Annotated in this window: 11 protein-coding genes; 4 read left to right on the top strand and 7 right to left on the bottom strand. The window is 68.2% G+C overall.

What is annotated here, in order from left to right:
* Nucleotides 1–12: 12 nt before the first annotated feature.
* The 3 genes from OHB41_RS05770 to OHB41_RS05760 all read right to left on the bottom strand — a co-directional run bounded on the left by OHB41_RS05770 (nucleotide 13) and on the right by OHB41_RS05760 (nucleotide 3,203).
* Nucleotides 13–1,152, bottom strand: coding sequence for a catalase family protein (locus OHB41_RS05770; protein WP_266696859.1), 1,140 nt, complete (start codon nucleotides 1,150–1,152; stop codon nucleotides 13–15).
* Between the two features lie 51 nt (nucleotides 1,153–1,203).
* Nucleotides 1,204–2,556 (bottom strand): Dyp-type peroxidase, encoded by a 1,353-nt coding sequence (locus OHB41_RS05765; protein WP_266696858.1) that lies wholly within the window; start codon nucleotides 2,554–2,556, stop codon nucleotides 1,204–1,206.
* Nucleotides 2,557–2,675: 119 nt separating this feature from the next.
* Complete coding sequence (locus tag OHB41_RS05760; RefSeq protein WP_266696857.1) at nucleotides 2,676–3,203, bottom strand: hypothetical protein; 528 nt, start codon at nucleotides 3,201–3,203, stop codon at nucleotides 2,676–2,678.
* A gap of 457 nt (nucleotides 3,204–3,660) precedes the next feature.
* Here OHB41_RS05760 and OHB41_RS05755 point away from each other — a divergent pair, with 457 nt between their 5' ends.
* Nucleotides 3,661–4,338, top strand: a complete 678-nt coding sequence (locus tag OHB41_RS05755; protein ID WP_266696856.1) for a GAP family protein — start codon at nucleotides 3,661–3,663, stop codon at nucleotides 4,336–4,338.
* A gap of 8 nt (nucleotides 4,339–4,346) precedes the next feature.
* Here the strand turns inward: OHB41_RS05755 and OHB41_RS05750 are convergent, their stop codons facing one another.
* Nucleotides 4,347–4,634, bottom strand: a complete 288-nt coding sequence (locus tag OHB41_RS05750) for a hypothetical protein (RefSeq protein ID WP_266696855.1) — start codon at nucleotides 4,632–4,634, stop codon at nucleotides 4,347–4,349.
* A gap of 174 nt (nucleotides 4,635–4,808) precedes the next feature.
* On the opposite strand from OHB41_RS05750, the gene OHB41_RS05745 reads away from it, so the two are divergent.
* Entirely contained in the window at nucleotides 4,809–5,099 is a 291-nt protein-coding gene (locus OHB41_RS05745; RefSeq protein ID WP_266696854.1) for a Rid family hydrolase, read from the top strand.
* 213 nt (nucleotides 5,100–5,312) lie between these two features.
* Here OHB41_RS05745 and OHB41_RS05740 read toward each other — a convergent pair whose 3' ends face one another.
* From OHB41_RS05740 to OHB41_RS05730, 3 genes are all read right to left on the bottom strand, one after another.
* Nucleotides 5,313–6,758 (bottom strand): extracellular catalytic domain type 1 short-chain-length polyhydroxyalkanoate depolymerase, encoded by a 1,446-nt coding sequence (locus tag OHB41_RS05740; protein WP_266696853.1) that lies wholly within the window; start codon nucleotides 6,756–6,758, stop codon nucleotides 5,313–5,315.
* Between the two features lie 177 nt (nucleotides 6,759–6,935).
* Nucleotides 6,936–8,303 carry a tannase/feruloyl esterase family alpha/beta hydrolase gene (locus OHB41_RS05735; RefSeq protein WP_266696852.1) on the bottom strand — a complete coding sequence of 456 codons (1,368 nt, stop codon included), beginning with the start codon at nucleotides 8,301–8,303 and terminating at the stop codon, nucleotides 6,936–6,938.
* Between the two features lie 642 nt (nucleotides 8,304–8,945).
* Nucleotides 8,946–9,866: a pyridoxamine 5'-phosphate oxidase family protein gene (locus OHB41_RS05730; protein WP_266696851.1), complete on the bottom strand. Its 921-nt coding sequence runs from the start codon at nucleotides 9,864–9,866 to the stop codon at nucleotides 8,946–8,948.
* 114 nt (nucleotides 9,867–9,980) lie between these two features.
* On the opposite strand from OHB41_RS05730, the gene OHB41_RS05725 reads away from it, so the two are divergent.
* Both OHB41_RS05725 and OHB41_RS05720 read left to right on the top strand, forming a co-directional pair.
* On the top strand, nucleotides 9,981–10,655 hold the full coding sequence (locus OHB41_RS05725; RefSeq protein WP_266696850.1) for a CBS domain-containing protein: 675 nt from the start codon (nucleotides 9,981–9,983) through the stop codon (nucleotides 10,653–10,655).
* A gap of 594 nt (nucleotides 10,656–11,249) precedes the next feature.
* Complete coding sequence (locus OHB41_RS05720; protein WP_266696849.1) at nucleotides 11,250–12,656, top strand: bifunctional aminoglycoside phosphotransferase/ATP-binding protein; 1,407 nt, start codon at nucleotides 11,250–11,252, stop codon at nucleotides 12,654–12,656.
* Nucleotides 12,657–12,701 lie beyond the last annotated feature (45 nt).

The following is a 12,701-nucleotide window of genomic DNA, read 5'->3' as shown; positions in this document are numbered from 1 at the left end:
CCGGGCGGAGGCTCACTGAGGCTCGTGGGCCGGGCCGAGTACCTCGTCGGCGCTGTGAGGCTCTGTGCGCGGTTGCTGGTTGAGCTTGTGTCGTTGGATGGAGGATTGCCGATAGACCTCTTTGCGGGCCCGCATGATGTTGCCGAGGGGGGCGTGCTCGGCGGTGACCCTCCAGGGCGTGAAGGACAGTGAGTCCATCTTCGCCAGATTCTCCGGGCCGGAGATGTCCTGCTGTGGCAGCCGGAGCTTGGCCACGGTGACGGGCGGCGAGAGTTGCTCGGGCCACTCCACGGTGGTGTCCTCCACCGGCATGCGTTCCAGGTCGGTGCAGAGCTGGACCTGGATGTCGAAGGCGTAGGGCCGCTCCTGCAACTCGGCCTGGAGGGCCGGTCGGAAGACCTCCTGCGCGGAGGTCGGGTCGATGGTGCGCCGGACCACCGCGGCGGCACAGTCCGGGGCGGGGGTGACGCGTACCTTGGCGATGTAGTCGCCGTGCCTGACTGCGCCCATTGTCCAGTAGCTCGACAGGAGCAGGTTGGTCGGGGGGGTCTTCGACAGGCGGAGGAAGGCCAGGAACTCGTCCCAGGCCCAGTCTTCCTGGGGCAGGGTTCCCTTGCCGGTGACGAACTCGGTGAAGAAGCGATGGGCGCCGGGTCGGCCCTGGGAGAAGTAGGCCGGAGCGTTCAGGAACAGCTCCTGGATGAAGAGGTAGTGCTCGACCGTGTTGCAGAAGAAGATCGGCCCGTTGATGTTGGCGTAGTCGAAGGTGCCCGTGTCCGGTTCGTCCTCCAGCAGGGTCGGGCCGGGGATGTCGAACATCTTCAGCGCCAGTCCGGTGGCGGCACCCAGTCGCGCGTCGGCTCCGGCGTGCGGGGAACCGTTGGAGAAGCGGATGAGCGCGTCGTGGGTTCCCGGGATCGCGTAGATGCCCTGGGCGTACTCGGCGGGGAGCCCGTCCAGGATCTCCACGTGCCCCCGGACGAGGCCGTATCCCTTGGCGTGGGCGTCGCGGAGGGCCTGGCCGGTGCCGCCGGCCTCGACCGACTCGGCGATGTAGCTCTCGGTCTTCTCGATCACCGTCTGCACGTGCTGGTCGAAGTCCGGATCAGCGACTTCGACGTCAGGCGTGTAGGGGACGAACTGTGCTGCCATGACTTCGGCCTCTTCCCGGAGGGCGTGATCGGATGCGGCGGCGAACTCCGCTCAGTCCTCCAGTTCGGCGAGCCAGCGCAGGGCTCGCAAGCCCGGTACGAAGCAGTACTCGCCACCGCGGGTGACCACGAAACTGGGCAGGTTCTGCAGGCGGCGCCGGACCGGCTTGTCGGGGATGGTGATGCTGCCGGTGCCGCCGTGGTGTCCGGCCACCGGGTCCTTTTCGCCGGGGTAGCCGATGAAGTTGCCGTCGTTGACCCATTCGGCCTTGATGAACTCGAACTGCCGTTCTAGGTGGGCCCCGATGAAGACTCCGACCAGGCCGCGGTCGGCGCCGTCGTCGTCCAGCACGCCCTCGGGCAGCGGTGGACCGTAGGTGGTGCCGCGGCGGATGAGCCGGTGCATCCGGGCGTCGCCGATGATGGCAGCGTCGCGGGGGTTGTTCCGGCGGATGTGCGCGCCGGCGGGGCATCGCAGGCCGCGGTCGTCATGCTCCCGGTACAGGAAGTTGTTGACGCGGTGCGGATCGGCCGCCAGTTCCGGGTCGTCGTGCTCCGGCGCCAACGTCAGCGGCGCTCCGCTGGGCCAGCGCCCGATCATCTTGGCCGCCAGAAGCGCTTCCTCCTCGGCGTTCGCACTGTTGGCGCGCAGGTAGCGGCGCCAGGCCGCCACGTTTGTATGGATCTTGCGCACAGCGACATAGGTTCCGTTGCGTCCGAGGACCTCAGGGGTGGGCATCGGCGGAAGATTGCCGGTTTCGTCGGGGTAGCCCAGGATGAACTCGCCGGCTTTGATGGGGGCTTCCTGCGGGTTCGAGCCGGGCAGTCCGACGCCCTCGATGTTCGGATGGCTGATGCCGTCCCGGAAGCCAAGGGTGGTACGCCCGGTCGGAAGCTGTTTCACCTCCTGGTGCCAGATCACCCGGACGCCGGGCGTCTCTTCATAGGCGACCCGGGCCTGCTCCAGCTCCTTGTCCAGCTGCTCCGCATCGGAAGCCAAGGCGCTCAGTGCGATGTGGACTTCGCCCGTCCCGAACGGTGCCTCCCAGTGAGCCGGCGCGTTCTCGCCCACGTCGCCGATCAAATCGGCCCGGGCGGCCATGCCCTCACGGAACGCTCGCGGAAAGCTGTCCAGTGACTCCTGGGGCACCCCCAGGGCCCTCAGCCCCCGATAGGTGAACGCCACCGCCACCCACGCGTCCCCGCTCCGGTCCACGCTCCGCAGGCCACCGGAGGTCACAGGGAGCAGCCGGCGCAGCAGGGCACGTCCGGCGTGGGGGTCGTCGACGCGCAGGAAAAGGAACTTCCCCTGGTAGGGGACGGGCCGCGGGCGCAGCGCCCCGCTCTGTACGTCCTCGATCTCCACGCGCACACCGGCCGCGCTGCCGCTGTCTGCCGTGCTCATGATCGCTTGTGCCTCCACATCGGTCCCTGCCTGGGCAAGCCCTGCGCTGGCTGGCACCGGCCGACGCGGTTCACCGATGGTGGGCCGGCTCTGAGGGTTGAGGGTTGGTAGCGTCCGGTTTAGGCGGAGGCTTCTTCCAGCAGTTTCTGGAAGGCAGGTGTGGCCATCAACTCGGCGTTGGCCGGGTTGTCCAGCGCCGCTCGGAACTCGGGGGTGTCCAGCACCGCCTGGAACGCCTCGCTCACGCGCTGGTCCTTCCAGACCTGCTGAACGGTCAGATCGGGATAAGAGCTGACGAAGACTCCCGCGGGTGCCTGGTGGGCGACGAACCAGTCCTTCGCCCCTGGGTCTTTGACGCCGGGGAACCCTTCGGTGTGCGAGAAGACCTTGTCGAAGCGGTCCCCGACGTCCGTCTGGGCGAAGTCGTCGATGTAGGCGTCCCAGGAGCCGTCGAAGACGCTGGCGAACATGTGCCGGGTGTCATTGTCGAAGATCACGTGTCGTGCGTCGTGCAGAGTGCCGATCTGGCGCAAGGCCGCATGGACCCTCTCGTCATTCGTCGCGTCGGCGAGCGTGGCGAGATCCTCACGCATGGCGTCCGCATGGCCCGGCTTGATCTCCGTGAAGACGGTGAACTCGTTGCTCACACCGTCCGACCTGCCCGGACGCTCGGGGTGAGCCGTTTGAGGCGTTCGTGCCGTTGCAGTCATCGTGCGACTCCCCTGCCACGGATCGGTGCGAGGGTCACCAGACGCCGGGACACAGGGCGGCATCGCCCTCACAGCCCAATCCTCGCCACGGATGCGCAGCCCCGCATCTTGGACCCTGATGAAGGCGACACGGGTGCGGCACGGCGACGCCGCCGTCTCCGCGCCCTGAGTGCTCCCGAGGACAGATCGAGCACGGCGCAGGAAGATGGGGTCGGGGCGTGCGCGTTGAGTATGGGGTCGTCGACTTCTCGGTCAGCCACTCCCGCGTTGCCATGAAGCCCGCAGCGCCGCTGATCGCACAAGACCCCCTCGCGCCGCACAGGCCGCCAGGGCGCCTGCCTCCACCGGACCTTTGCTCGACTGGATCGCCACCCGACCCCAGCTGGAGGCAATCATGGGCGCAGTTCTCGGTGACCTGCTGGGTTTCGCGGCCGGCGTCGCCATCAGCCCGCTGCCGATCATCGCCGTCATCCTCATCCTCGCCACGCCCCGGGGACGTCTCAACGGCATCCTCTTCACCGTCGGCTGGGTCCTCGGACTCGCCGTGCTGGGCGCGGTGATGCTGGCGATCGCCTCCCCCGCGGGTGCCTCGGCCCACAAGCACCCGGCCACCTGGGTGGGAGCGCTCAAGCTCGCGCTGGGCGTGTTCCTCGTCGTCTTCGGCGCCCGGCAGTGGCATCGGCGCCCGAAGGATCCCTCGCAGGCGAAACTGCCCGAGTGGATGGGCGCGATCGACCGCCTGACACCGGTCAAGGTCTTCGGACTCGGCACGGCCCTGGCCGCGCTCAACGCCAAGAACGCCCCGCTGACCATCGCCGCCGGCGCCGCGATCGGTTCGGCCGGGCTGCCGGTCGGGCAGCAGATCGCCTCACTGGCGATTTTCGTCGTGATCGCCACGCTCGGCCTGCTGGTCCCGCTCGGAGTCTTCCTCCTCGGGGGAGAGCGGGCCAGGACCACGCTCGGCAACTGGAAAGACTGGGCCGCCCAGCACAATGTCGCTGTGATGGCCGTCCTCTTCTTCGTCCTCGGACTGAAGCTGCTCGGAGACGGCATCTCCATTCTCACCTCCTGACAGAGCCATCACACGTTGCGGTGGTGCGACCACAGCCGTGGGCTCGCAGCAGCATGGGCTCCCCACGACCGGCGCGGTGCGGGATCAGCATCACCGCCCGTCCACCAACTTCCGCGGGCGGCGCAGCCGAGGTGCGCCCGTCGGCGGGCATGCTCGCTCACCCGCTCAAGGACCTGCCCGGCGGCGGCGAATGTGTCCCGCTCGGCCCGCGTCTCCCTCAACTGCTTGGCCCGCCGTTCTTCGAGTTCGTCTCGTTCCACGCGCCCCGCGATCCGTACGAGTAGCTCAGGAGGCATGCATAGGAGGCTGGTCGAACAGAGCGAGCGAAAACCTGAGAGCCCTCCGGCCCCGTCAGATGATCTACCCCTCAGGCAGCTGCCCACGACCAGTGTGAGCACCCCAACGGTCGAACACACCATCCTTAGACCTGCGGCTTCAGGTCGGCAGGGACTCAGTCCGGAAAGGAAGCCATGGTCAGGGAAGAGATCCGTACGGGCGATGCGCCGGCTCCCGGAGGTGCGTACGCGCAGGCGGTCGACGCCAACGGGTTCTTGTACACCGCCGGGACGGGACCGCACGACCCAGCCACCGGGGAGGTCGTCGGCGACACCTTCGCCCAACAGACCCAGCAGGTCTTGCGTAACCCGCGCGTTCTGCTCCCGGCACGCGGCCTGGATTCCCGGACGTCGTCAAGGTGCCCACGCACCTCGCCGACCTGCATCGCGATTACGAGGTCTGCAACGCCGTCTACGAACAGGTGATGCCGCGTCCATATCCCGTCAGGACGACGGTCGGCTCGACTCGACCCTCGACCGGGGCGCCGAGCGCCGCATCCGCAGTGGCGACCCGGCCAGGGCGAGAACTCGCGTCGCCCCGAATACGAGGGCAACTGCGTCAGGCTCAACGGTGCATATCGGTGGCCCACTTGCGCCTCGTCGTCAGAGCCGACGGTGGATGGCCATGGGAGGAGTTCGTCAGGCGGGGCAGCCGGAGTCGGCGATCACATAGTGGCCGTCCGAGGTCTCCTCCAACGTGTGGGTGAGGTAGAGGTTGTACAGGCCCATGTTCTGGTTGGAGCCGTTGGCGTAGGCGTAGCCGCCGCTCTGGTGGGCTCGTCCCGCGGCGACATGGTTGTAGTTGTTGTCGGTGAAGCACTTCGGAATGTAGCCGTTCGTCGTCGCCAGGACCGGTGAGGAGGACGCTCCCACGCTTCCGGCCGAATCCACGGCGGCGACGGTGTAGTGGTAGCCGGTGCCGGACGCCAGACCCGTGTCGGTGTACGAGGTCGAGGATGTGGAGGCCACCTTGGTACCACCTCGGTACACGTTGTACGAGGCGGCAGCGCTGACTCCGTTCCAGGACAGCGAGGCCGTCGTGTCGGTGGTGGCCGTCACACTCAGACCAGTGGGTGCGGGCAGAGAGCCACTGCCGGGACCGCTTGAGGCGTCCAGTCCCCAGAATTTCGCCGTGTAGTAGCTGGAGCAGACGTAGTTCAGGTAGTACGTGCCGGTCGTGCCGCACTGGTCGGCGCCCGAGCCGGGGTTGACGGCCAGGCCGTGACTCATGCCGGAGACGGTGAAGGTCTCCACCGCGGGCTTGCCGCTGATGTCGTTGTAGACGGCCTGGGTTGTGCCACCAGGGAGGGACGTGGTCGAGGACGGGGTCTGGCTCATACCCCAGACGTTCGTCCACTGGTCCCTGGACTCCGTGGCGTTGGCCGGATTGACGGTTGTGTCACCGCTTCCGTGCCAGACGGCGACGCGTGGCCAGGGTCCCGACCAGCCGCCGGACGCCGCGCGCACCGCGTCGCCCCACTTCTGCGGGGTCTTGCTGACCGGGCTGTACTCGCACGTCAGGCCACTGCTCAGATCGGTCGCGCAGCCCGCTGGGATACCCGAGTCGATGGATCCTCCGGCGAAGACGTCCGGATAGTCGGCGAGCATGACGGCGGTCATGGCGCCGCCCGCCGAGAGACCGGTGACGTAGACGCGGCCCGGGGCGCTGCCGTAGTGCGCTATGGCGTAGTCCACCATCTGTTTGACGGACAGCGCCTCGCCCTGCCCGCGGGTGTAGTCACTGGACTGGTACCAGTTGAAGCAGGAGTTCGCGTTGTTGGCGCTGCTGGTCTGGGGCAGGACAAGCGCGAAGCCGTAGGCGTCGGCGTACTTCGGCCACCCGGAGTGACTGTAGTAGTCACTCGCGCTCTGCGTACAGCCATGCAGGGCCACGACCAACGGCGCGCCGGAGGGCAGATTGTCGGGCACGTACGAGTACATCGACAGGTTGCCCGGGTTGGAGCCGAAGCCGCTCACCTGGGTGAGTGAGGCCGCGGAGGCGTTGGGTGGAACCGTGAACAGGGCAAGCAGCAGGGCCATCAGTGCTGCCCAGCCGATCGTACGGGCGTGGTCACGAACCGGCATGCGGTCCTCCCGCGGGTGAATGATGAGGGGTGAGTGTCGGGGCCGCGCGCACCGGGCGTCACTCGGGAGTGTGTGGTCTGCCGCACTGTAGAACCACGGCTGTCCGCCGCCATTGGATGCGGTCCACACTTCCCATTCGCCTTCTGTGTGGGCCGCACCCACGTGAAGTCGAGGGTGTCAGCGCAGCGCGCAGGAGTTCACCACGTCACCGGAGGTCGGCTTGGGAACCGTGCCACTGGCCGGCGGATCCTGATGGTGTTCGACCCAGTCGGTCAGGAGGGCGAATGCGGCCCGGTAGCAGGGCAGTACGGGCCTGAGCCGGTCGGGATGGGAGTCGTACAGACCGTCGACGTGGGTGCCGCCCTCGACGGTGTAGTAGCGGTGCAGGCGGGAACGGTGACGGTCGGCGATCATGCGTGCGTATGCGTCCGAGTCCGTGGCCACCGGCAACAGCGCGTCAAGATCCCCTTGTACGGTGATCAGTGGTCTGCCGATCTTCCCGGTCAGAGAGACCCGTTCGACGGCCTTCTTCACCGACTCGGGCCGTGAGGCGTAGTCGTACGAAGCATCGGACTGGCAGGGGGCGAGAATCTCCGGAAGCGTCGAACCGGCCGAAGAGCCGGGGCAGTTCGGGTCGTACTCCGGATCGAACTCGGCGCGGTACGCCTTCTGTGTGAGGCCGTAGTAGACCTGCTCGTGGTAGGGCCACAGGAACTCGGTTCCCGGTGTGAAGCCGGCTGCCAGCATGTCCTTGGTGGATGCCCGGCCGAGGGAGTGGCGGACCCCCGTCGGCAGATAGGTGAACAGGTTCGGGCCGTCCGGTGTCCAGAGGGCGCCTTCCCAGTCCAGTCCCGCGTCGTACAGCTCGGGGTGGTTCTCCAACTGCCAGCGGGTCAGATAGCCGCCGTTGGACATGCCTGTCATGTAGGTACGGCGTGGGCTGTGCCCGTAGGACTGCCTCACGAGGTTCTTCGCGGCGAGGGTCAGTTCGGTGGTGCGGCCGTTCCACTCGACGACGGCATCGCCCGGCCGCCTGCCGTCGGTGTAGAAGTCGGGTCCGCTGTTGCCCTTGTCGGTGGCGGCGAAGGCGTATCCCCGTGCCAGAACCCAGTCCGAGATCGACGTGTCCAAGGAGTACTGCTTACGTGTGCCAGGTGCTCCGGTGATCACCAGACCACCGTTCCACCGATCGGGCAGACGGATGACGAACTGGGCGTCGTGGTTCCAGCCATGGGTCGTGTTGAGGTGCGAGGAATCGGGGAAGTAGCCGTCGATCTGGATGCCGGGCACGTCCGTGGGGTTCAGCGTTCCCTTCGCGGTGAGCGAGGACCAGTCCGTGGGGTCGGTGTACGAGGTGCCGGTCAAAGCGCTGGTGGTCAGGTCGTCGTGGCAGGAGACCTGCTGAAAGGCGGCGCCGGGTACCCGTATGCGGTTCTGCCCCGCGCAGTGCTGCTCGGGGCGGTCGGCGGCTGTGGCGGAGGCCGCTGCCGTCGTGGCCATGAGTGCGGTGGACAACAGGGTGAGGGTGCTGCGTCTCAAGCGCATGGTCGCCTCCGAAGAGCAGGTTCGAGGGGCAGAAGTCGTAGCGCAGCGGTAGCGGCGGCAGGTTGTGGCGGCCCAGGATCACGCGGACGGCAGCGTGGCGTGTGACGGGCGTCGCCTCGCGGGTCCGGCGTGTGAAGGGTCGTCAGCTGCGGGGCTGTTCGGAGCGTGCAGCAACTGTCCCGCGTGGCAGGGTGTTCGTCATGGCCATGGCGGATATCGTCCGCGCCATGGACGGTTCGGACCACGGCGAATTCCCACACTCCCGGAGCCACGAATATGGAGTGGGCACCCATGGCGACCGGCGCCAGGGAGAGCGGATCCGCGAACCCACGAGGGCGCCTGCGTGGACCTCAGGGACTGCGGGCTGAAGGCGTCACTGTCGCGGCGAACGCCGACGCGGGCGGTCGCCCCTGAGCATCAGCCCGCTCCCGCCGGGCTTCGTTCAAGCGTGGACGTCGTGATCGCAGGGCACGGGCATCGCCGAGTCGATGCGGGGCAGTGCGCGGTCGGGCAGCAGGTTGTGCCGTGGTTGACGTCGCCGATGCCCACGATCAGCCGGAGTTCTACGGCTGTCACCACATCCCGCGTCCGGGTGCCGAGGTTCCCGGCGCAGCCCGTGCGATGGCCGGCGCCACGAACTGTCTACTGTTCGGCTGGAGTGATCCTGCGGCCGGTGAGGCTCGTGGGCCGGATCGACACCCACATCTCACGCTCACCGCCCGCCCAGGGCGTGGTGTGCGCATGCTGGGTGAGGCTGCGGACCGCCTCGGGTTCCGTCACGACGCTCGCGGGCCCCACGGCGAGCACGCTCCAGCCCCGGCTCAGAGTGTCGTCCACGTGATCGACCTCGAAGGCGACCTCCGCTTCCGCGGCAGCTGCGGCCACGGAGTCGGGGGCGGTCCGGAAGGCGATGGCTTCGTCGACGACCTCGTAGTTGACGGGGATGATCGCGGGGTGTCCGCTGGACGCCGTCACCGCGACGCGTCCGACACCGTGCGTGGAGAGCAGAGCGCGGCATTCGTCCGGGGCCAGATCCCGTAGCTGTGGCTGCAGGAGTGCGTGGGACTGTCCGGGTGGGAGATCCGCGCCCTCGTCGAGCAGAGCGGTGGCTGTGGTGCCCAAGGCGTCGGCAAGCCTGATGAGTGCCGCCATCGTGGGGTCAGCAGGCCGTTCCTCCAGGTGCGCCAGGTACTGGGGCGCCATGCGGGCGCGACGCGCCGTTTCGTCCAGACTGAGCCCTTGTCTGCGGCGCTCTTCGGCCACACGCCTGCCGACGACTCCGGCTTCGCGTGTACGTGTCCGAGGCTCGGGCGCGGCCACGGCAGCTGCCTCGCCGGCGCCCGGGTGTGACTCCTGGGCAGTTCCGCCCGGGTCCTGATCAAGATGCCGGATGTGAGCGTCGGGGCCGGGGAAGACGAGCGTCACTTCGTCCGTGTCCGACCAGTGCACGTCGTAGGGAGGCGTCCCATCCGCGTGATGGAGTCCGACGATCTCACCGTCGCGCTTGCCGTCGCCGGTCGCCGGACTTTCGATGACGAGTTGGTCGCCGAGGTGAGCTCGCATGATCGCTGCCCTCTCCGCAGAATAGTGCTGTAACCAACCTGCCACGCGGGATGCGCCGCCGCACCGGCGAGAGGCGCGTATCCGCGAGGCCGGCGGCCCGCGTCGGGAGGCACCATGCGTCACCGAACGGTTGAGGAGCTCATGACCCGTGGCGTCGTCCGGGCACGGCCGGACACGCCGTTCAAGGAGCTCGTCAGGCTCCTGTCGGAGAACGATGTCACGGCCGTGCCGGTGGTCGACGATCTCGGGCGCCCGATGGGTGTGGTGTCCGAGGCAGACCTGTTGCGCAAGAGTGCCGATCAGAGCGATCCGGCAGGCATGATTCCGGTTCCGAACCTGGAGGCCTGGGAGCGGGCCAAGGCCGAGGGTTCCCGCGCCGAGGAACTGATGTCGGCTCCAGCCGTGTGCGCGCGGCCGGAGTGGAACGTGGTGGAGGCCGCGCGCCTCATGGAGACCCAGAATGTCAAGCGGCTGCCTGTGGTCGACGAGGCGGACCGCCTCCTGGGCATCGTCAGCCGCGGTGACCTGCTGCGGATCTTCCTGCGCCGTGACGAGGCCATCCGCGAGGAGATCGCCGGGGACGTACTGCGGCGCACCATGGGGCTCGGAGACGCGGACGTGAGTGTTGATGTGCGCGACGGACGGGTCGTACTAGGCGGCTCCGTGGAGTACAAGGGTCTTATTCCCGTCATCGAGCAGCTGTGCCGCGGCGTCGACGGTGTGGTGTCGGTGTCCGGGGACGTCGTCTGCCGGACGGACGACGCCCGGCGTTCCGCTCCCGATACCTGACCGCGACTACGTGCCTGCGGCCCCTCTTCTCCAGGCCGACATGCGCGGCGGAGGGGATCCGGGTGATGCTCGAATGACACCAACCACGCGGTCGGACTCGTTCCGCGTCATTTCCACCTTCGTACGAGACGGAGGTCGACGTCATGCAACCAGTCGTCACTGTGGGCCACCGCGGGTCACCCGCGAGCCTGAGGAGCGCGCGCTCACCCTCGACATGCTCCACAACTCGGCATGCTCCACAAGGTCGCTACTGGGTGTGGAGTCCGTCGACGGGCGTTTCCTGGGGGAACACGAGCATGTACGTCATGACGGGGGCCGATCAACCGGGGGTGTCGATGCGCCCGGAGCCCGGCGAGCAACGGCCGCCCCTCGCACTCACGGAGCGTGTCTAGCGTGGAGGGCGAAGACGAGCAGGACCTCGGAGGATCCGCGCGGCGCCGGAGCCACGAGCGGACTGAGGCGGGCCAGGACGGGACGCAGGTTCGGTCGGTGCCGCCGGCCGATGAGTCCGCTGCCCGGTCCAGTGCCGGGCACGACGGGGAGCCGCTGCCGCGGTCGGCGGTCTGCGAGACACATACGGCGACCCTGTTCTTTGTGGGCGACTGCGCGTACAAGCTCAAGAAACCGGTCGACCTCGGGTTCCTTGACTACACCACGGTGGCAGCGCGCAGGTCCGCGTGCGAACGCGAGGTCACCCTCAACCGCCGCTTCGCCCCCGACGTGTACCTGGGCCTGGGCGAGTTCCGCTGTCCCGACGCCGAGGAACCCGAGCCGCTCGTGGTGATGCGCCGCATGCCCGAGGGCCGTCGCCTCTCCCACCTCGTACGACAAGGGGCGGCCGTCCACGACGTTCTGCGAACCGTCGCCCGGCAACTCGCTGCCTGGCACGCGGTTGCGCCCCGCGGCCGCGAGGTGAACGAGCAGGGCACACGCGACGCGCTGTCATCACGTTGGGAGGCCGGCTTCACGCAGGTCCGAGCGCTGACAGCCGAAGGTTTCTTCGTGCCCGGCGAATTGACAGAGATCGAGAGACTGGTGCGCCGCTATCTCGCCGGCCGCGAGAATTTGTTCGACTCTCGCATCGATCAGGGGCGGATGGTCGACGGCCACGGGGACCTCCTCGCCCAGGACATCTTCTGCCTCGATGACGGACCCCGCGTCCTGGACTGCCTGGAGTTCGACGATCATCTCCGCTACGTCGACGGCCTCGACGATGCGGCCTTCCTCGCCATGGACCTGGAACAGCTGGGCGCTCCGGAGGGCGCAGCGTACTTCCTCTCCCAGTACGGCGAGTACACAGGCGACCCCGCGCCCTCGTCCTTGTTCCACCACTACGTCGCCTACCGCGCCTTCGTACGCGCCAAGGTCTCCCTGATCCAGGCCGTGCAAGGCGCACCCGGCGCGAAGGTGGCATCGCGGCAGCTGGCCTCGACGGCGCTGCGCCATCTGCGCACGTCCGCCGTCCGCCTCATTCTCGTCGGGGGACTGCCGGGCAGCGGGAAGTCCACCCTTTCCGGAGCATTGGCCGACCTGCTGGGGGTCACCATGCTCAGCAGCGACCGACTCCGCAAGGAACTGGCCGGTCTCCCCGCGGAACGCTCTGCGGCAGCCGGCTACGGCGAGGGCCTGTACACACCCGATTGGACGGCCAGGACTTACATCGCCCTGCTCGATCGCGCAGCCGCCCTGCTGTCCTGCGGAGAGTCCGTCGTCCTTGACGCCACATGGTCCGACGCGGAACACCGTGCGGCCGCCCTGCGCGTGGCCGAAAGCACCAGCGCGGACCTGGTGGCCCTGCACTGCCATGCGCCCGGAGACGTGACAGCGGCGCGCCTGAGCACGCGCGGCCCCGGCATGTCCGACGCCGGACCCGACATCGCGGCCGCTATGGCGGCCAGGGAGCCCGCGTGGGCTCAGGCTGTCGAGGTCGACACCAGTGGCCCGCCGGCCTCCGCGGTGGTCCGGGCGCTGGCGGCCGTACGCCCTTGGGGCCCCGAATAGGTCACGCGTCGCAGGGTCTCTCGCAGACCATGAGCCGAGCCGACA

The sequence above is a fragment of the Streptomyces sp. NBC_01571 genome, from assembly GCF_026339875.1.
Lineage (GTDB): Bacteria > Actinomycetota > Actinomycetes > Streptomycetales > Streptomycetaceae > Streptomyces.
Note: the sequence above shows the minus strand (reverse complement) of the source record. Positions and strands in the feature narration are given on the sequence as shown.

Excerpts from the sequence above, each read along its gene's own strand:
- OHB41_RS05765 (WP_266696858.1), bottom strand. The coding sequence starts at position 2,556 with ATGAGCACGGCAGACAGCGGCAGCGCGGCCGGTGTGCGCGTGGAGATC.
- OHB41_RS05770 (WP_266696859.1), bottom strand. The coding sequence starts at position 1,152 with ATGGCAGCACAGTTCGTCCCCTACACGCCTGACGTCGAAGTCGCTGAT.
- OHB41_RS05735 (WP_266696852.1), bottom strand. The coding sequence starts at position 8,303 with ATGCGCTTGAGACGCAGCACCCTCACCCTGTTGTCCACCGCACTCATG.
- OHB41_RS05740 (WP_266696853.1), bottom strand. The coding sequence starts at position 6,758 with ATGCCGGTTCGTGACCACGCCCGTACGATCGGCTGGGCAGCACTGATG.
- OHB41_RS05750 (WP_266696855.1), bottom strand. The coding sequence starts at position 4,634 with ATGCCTCCTGAGCTACTCGTACGGATCGCGGGGCGCGTGGAACGAGAC.
- OHB41_RS05745 (WP_266696854.1), top strand. The coding sequence starts at position 4,809 with ATGGTCAGGGAAGAGATCCGTACGGGCGATGCGCCGGCTCCCGGAGGT.
- OHB41_RS05725 (WP_266696850.1), top strand. The coding sequence starts at position 9,981 with ATGCGTCACCGAACGGTTGAGGAGCTCATGACCCGTGGCGTCGTCCGG.
- OHB41_RS05730 (WP_266696851.1), bottom strand. The coding sequence starts at position 9,866 with ATGCGAGCTCACCTCGGCGACCAACTCGTCATCGAAAGTCCGGCGACC.
- OHB41_RS05755 (WP_266696856.1), top strand. The coding sequence starts at position 3,661 with ATGGGCGCAGTTCTCGGTGACCTGCTGGGTTTCGCGGCCGGCGTCGCC.